General features: G+C 42.0%; 3 protein-coding genes, 2 tRNA genes and 1 pseudogene. 5 read left to right on the top strand and 1 reads right to left on the bottom strand.

Going from position 1 to position 4320, the window contains the following annotated elements; genetic code table 11:
- Nucleotides 1-51: 51 nt before the first annotated feature.
- Nucleotides 52-134 (top strand) — tRNA-Leu (locus tag D4N35_RS17480).
- 3 nt (nucleotides 135-137) lie between these two features.
- Nucleotides 138-211: transfer RNA gene (locus D4N35_RS17475), tRNA-Pro, on the top strand.
- Nucleotides 212-334: 123 nt separating this feature from the next.
- Here D4N35_RS17475 and D4N35_RS18660 read toward each other — a convergent pair.
- Nucleotides 335-397, bottom strand: a complete 63-nt coding sequence (locus D4N35_RS18660; RefSeq protein ID WP_368730950.1) for an SEC-C metal-binding domain-containing protein — start codon at nucleotides 395-397, stop codon at nucleotides 335-337.
- Nucleotides 398-642: 245 nt separating this feature from the next.
- On the opposite strand from D4N35_RS18660, the gene D4N35_RS17465 reads away from it, so the two are divergent.
- From D4N35_RS17465 to D4N35_RS17455, 3 genes and pseudogenes are all read left to right on the top strand, one after another.
- Nucleotides 643-1215, top strand: a complete 573-nt coding sequence (locus tag D4N35_RS17465; protein ID WP_328591091.1) for a Uma2 family endonuclease — start codon at nucleotides 643-645, stop codon at nucleotides 1213-1215.
- 252 nt (nucleotides 1216-1467) lie between these two features.
- Nucleotides 1468-2824: pseudogene (gad, locus tag D4N35_RS17460) on the top strand (glutamate decarboxylase).
- A 172-nt stretch (nucleotides 2825-2996) separates the two neighbouring features.
- On the top strand, nucleotides 2997-4037 hold the full coding sequence (locus D4N35_RS17455; protein ID WP_120075952.1) for an acyltransferase family protein: 1041 nt from the start codon (nucleotides 2997-2999) through the stop codon (nucleotides 4035-4037).
- Nucleotides 4038-4320 lie beyond the last annotated feature (283 nt).

Genomic DNA, 4320 nt, shown 5'->3' with positions numbered 1-4320 from the left:
CCAACTACATTTATGCAATGCTAGTGATGTTATAATAAATCTAGATTTTTTGCCGTGGTGGCGGAAAGGCAGACGCGCTAGATTCAGGTTCTAGTGTCCGCGAGGGCGTGTGGGTTCGACTCCCACTCACGGCATTCCGGAATGTGGCTCAGCTTGGTAGAGCGCTTGGTTCGGGACCAAGAGGTCGCAGGTTCAAATCCTGTCATTCCGACTCCAGTACTGTTAAATTGAAAAAATAAGATGAGCGGACAACAAAACAGGAAGGGGGATCCCCCTTCCTGTTTTGTTGTCGTCGCAGAGTTTTTTTGTTTCCAAATCAATTCATACCATACCATTACTTATACTTTTTGCCACTGCCGCAAGGACAAGTTACAAATCCATTTTCAACACCGAACACCCCAATATATNATCGGATCAGCCCGCCAATGACCGCGCAGGCGCTTTTTCATCGAAACAGGTTGTCAGCCGATTTATTCCTAATAAGAATGGTAACAATGTTTAGTTCAGTTTATATAACAACTGTTTTTTTCGCCTATAAGTTTCGGTTGCATTCCAAACAGCTGTTTTCTGTCTTGACAAAACGGTTCCATTTATTAATGGCCGAATTTGCCATATAATAAGTAATAAATGAGATGGTGGACGGTGATTGAATTGAAAGTACCGGGAGATCGCTTGATTTCTTTTATGGAATACGAAGAAATGAGGAAAGATTCGGACGAACGGCTAGAATATGTCGACGGAGTCGTGTATATGTCCCCGTCTCCAAGCACAAGGCACCAAAGGATTTCCGTAAAACTGTCCGCAAAGCTGTTCAATCTTTTGGACGGCACGGGATGCGAAGTGTTGACGGCACCTTATGACATTGAACTGGCCGGCGGCGAAAAAGATGAGCAGCCGACTGTCATTATCCCCGACCTGTCCGTCATTTGCGATCAAAGCGGATTCACGGACCAGAGATACATCGGGACTCCCGACTTGATCATCGAAATCGTCAGCCCCTCTAACCAATCTTATGACCTGATTTTTAAAACAAATCTCTACCAGAAAAACAAGGTGAAAGAATATTGGATTGTGAATCCCATATTGGACAATATTATGGTCTATACTTTGGATGAAAACGACCAGTACTGCCTGGTTGAAAATGAAAAAGAGGGAATTGTAAAGTCAAGAATCATCGAAGGCTTTGAAGTCGATGTTCAAGCCATTTTTAACTAAAAGAACCCTAAGTAGCTTTTTATCCGCCTTTCATGCTGCAGGTTGACGCTTCTAGTTTAAGGATGTTCCTCATACTTATTAACAAGTTGTTGTTAAATAAGGAGGGCCTTGATGTATAGTTATTATATAAAGTATCGGCCATATTTAAGCCCTTTTAATTCTTACCCGCTTAATTGGTATAAGTATTATTACAATTTTCACAGACCGGCAAGAAACGGGAGATCGGATTGGTTCACCCACCGCAAACATTTGATGTGGCCGCACGAATTTTCAATAAATCCTCTATTCGTTCGCAAAGGAGAAGAGTCTGTTCAGCACTTGCGTATGCCTAATCAAGGCGCACCAACTGAAAACGCATACAAAATAGTCCGCGATGAAATGGCTCTGGATGGCAATCCCCTGCTCAATCTTGCTACATTTGTTACTACCTGGATGGAGCCAACCGCAGATCGCCTACACTTAGAATTAGCCAACAAAAATTTGATTAATAAGGAGGAATATCCTCAGACAGCGGCGATAGAAGAACGGTGTATACGCATTTTAGCCGATCTTTGGCATGCACCCCGCCCACATCATACGATGGGTGCTTCAACAACAGGATCGTCGGAAGCATGTATGCTCGGCGGGCTTGCTTTAAAGCGGCGTTGGCAACATGCGCGCAAGAAACAGGGGAAGCCAACAGACCGTCCAAATATTATATTAAGTTCCGCTGTACATGTCGTTTGGAAAAAATTCGCCAACTATTGGGAAGTTGAACCGCGTTATGTAAACATTACCCCGGATCATCCCAGTCTTGATTCCAAGGGTGTACTTGCTTTAGCAGACGAAAATACAATCGGCGTTGTAACGACTCTTGGAGTGACTTATACAGGACTTTACGAACCAATCGAAAAAATTGCAAAAGCCTTAGACGAGCTTCAGGAAAGAACAGGACTCGATATTCCAATACATGTAGACGCAGCATCGGGGGGCTTTGTAGCACCATTCCTCCAGCCGGACTTAGTCTGGGATTTTCAGTTGGCCAGAGTGAAATCCATCAATGTTTCCGGACACAAATTTGGATTAGTATACCCGGGGCTTGGATGGATCATTTGGCGTGAGGCCGAAGACCTTCCTGAGGATCTCATTTTTCAAGTGTCCTATTTAGGCGGGAACATACCAACATTCTCCTTAAGTTTCTCCCGTCCCAGCGCACAGGTCCTCCTGCAATACTACAACTTTCTCCGCTTGGGTAAAGACGGATACTATAAGGTACAAAAATCTTCCCAATCAGTAGCAAAGTACCTTAGCAAGGCAATTAGCGAAATGGGACCTTTTGAGCTATTTACTGACGGTTCGGATCTTCCGGTATTTTCATGGCGGCTAAAAGAAGGATACACATCAAACTGGAATCTTTACGACTTGTCTCGTCAATTGCGTGCATTTGGCTGGCAAGTCCCTGCTTATCCTTTACCACCAGATATGGAAAACATAACGATTATGCGCGTTGTAGTTAGAAATGATTTTTCCATGAACTTGGCTCACATTTTCTTGATGAACCTTACACAGGCCGTCTCAGTTTTGGATTCCTTAGACAGGCATAAAATGTAATAACTGTTTTCACCATTGATTCCGAAACAGCCGATTAATCATTGGCGTCAGGCACTTCTATTGGAAAATATCTCTTCTTCCCTATTATTCATTGCCTTCAATATAATTCCACCGCTGCCAAAACCCCCATATTGAAGTTGGTGCAAGGGTGATTTATATTATGGTACTATCCAAAATTATGGAGGTGCCATATGATCAAGGAATGGAATTTATTGCGGGCGTTAGCCTGTTTAAGCATAGTGTTTCTTCATAGTACAACGCAGATGTCCAAAGTTATTGACCATCCACAGGTTGATCTTTATTACTATGGCAGAATATTTTTATGCATGGCAACGCCAGCTTTTATCGTTCTATCTATTGTGATTTTAGCCAATCGTTATCCAGATCGTCTTCCGAACAATTTCTGGGTAAAACGAGTGAACTATATATTGATACCTTTTTTATTTTTTGCTGTAGTCGATGCGCTTGTGACCCACTATTTGAACAACAATGTAGTGATTGAGGAAAAAATTACAGAAAACATACTGACCGGAAATTTTGTCGGGTGGTTCATTCTCGTCATTTTTCAGTTTTACGTTCTTCATTATTTGGTTACCAAATTAAAATTGTCAATGAAATGGATGTTACCGCTAAGCTTAATGTTAATGTTCGGTTATTTATTGATAATCAAAGAGGGACTGATTAAGCTTGATAGCTATTCACATGTACTGAGACTCCCTTTTCTTGCATGGTTTGGCTATTTTACCGTTGCATATCTGATAGGGAAATATTACATGACACTTTCAAAAACACTTTTGAAATACCGTTGGCTTACCATAGTTCTTTTTGCTCTTTCCGCTGCTTTCCTATATTTTTCATATAGTTCGGGGCTTGTAACAGGGACTCATTCCAGAAGAATGGATTTGTTTCCTTTGGTCATTTCATTCTGCTTAGCTATATTTGCTTGGGGACAAAAAATTCCGGCAAGCAAGATGATCAATCATATCAGCAATTATTCGTTTGGAATTTATTTATTGCACTGGCAATTCCAGCGGCTCTTGGCGCCACATTTAGCTGGAGTGTTTTCAAGCTACTTTGCCAGTATATTATTATTGTTTGCCGTTTCGCTGGCGGCTTCCATGTTAACGATAAAATTGATTTCATATTTACCTTTCGGACCTTTCATTGTAGGCAAAGTAAGGAAGGTTGAGAAAAAACCTGTCCAATCTGAGCTCGTGGAGCGAACTGCTTAACAACGCGTTTGAAATTGGAAAGCAATTGATTCACTTTTTCGAACGGTTTCATCCTAAAAGGCCTTAGCCCTCTACTCAAAGGGGCTAAGGCCTTTTAATCTCTTCAACGTCCATGCAGACGTTTTTTTTCGCAACCGGGCATTAGACTGGCACACCAACGCCCGTGCACGCGCTGTTTCTTCAGTACCGGGCCTTGGACTTCCTCTCCAACGCCTGCGCATACAATTTTTTAGTACCGGGCCTTGGACGATTTTCTTCTATATAAGTTGAATTAATTTTTCTT

Origin of the sequence: Siminovitchia fortis, assembly GCF_003605365.2 — a bacterium.
In the GTDB taxonomy this organism is placed as follows: Bacteria; Bacillota; Bacilli; order Bacillales; family Bacillaceae_C; genus Siminovitchia; species Siminovitchia fortis.
The sequence above is the reverse complement of the archived record's forward strand: the minus strand, read 5'-3'. Positions and strand labels throughout refer to the sequence as shown.

Bases quoted from the DNA above. Each gene is read 5' to 3' on its own strand.
- D4N35_RS17455 (WP_120075952.1), top strand. From the start codon at position 2,997: ATGATCAAGGAATGGAATTTATTGCGGGCGTTAGCCTGTTTAAGCATA.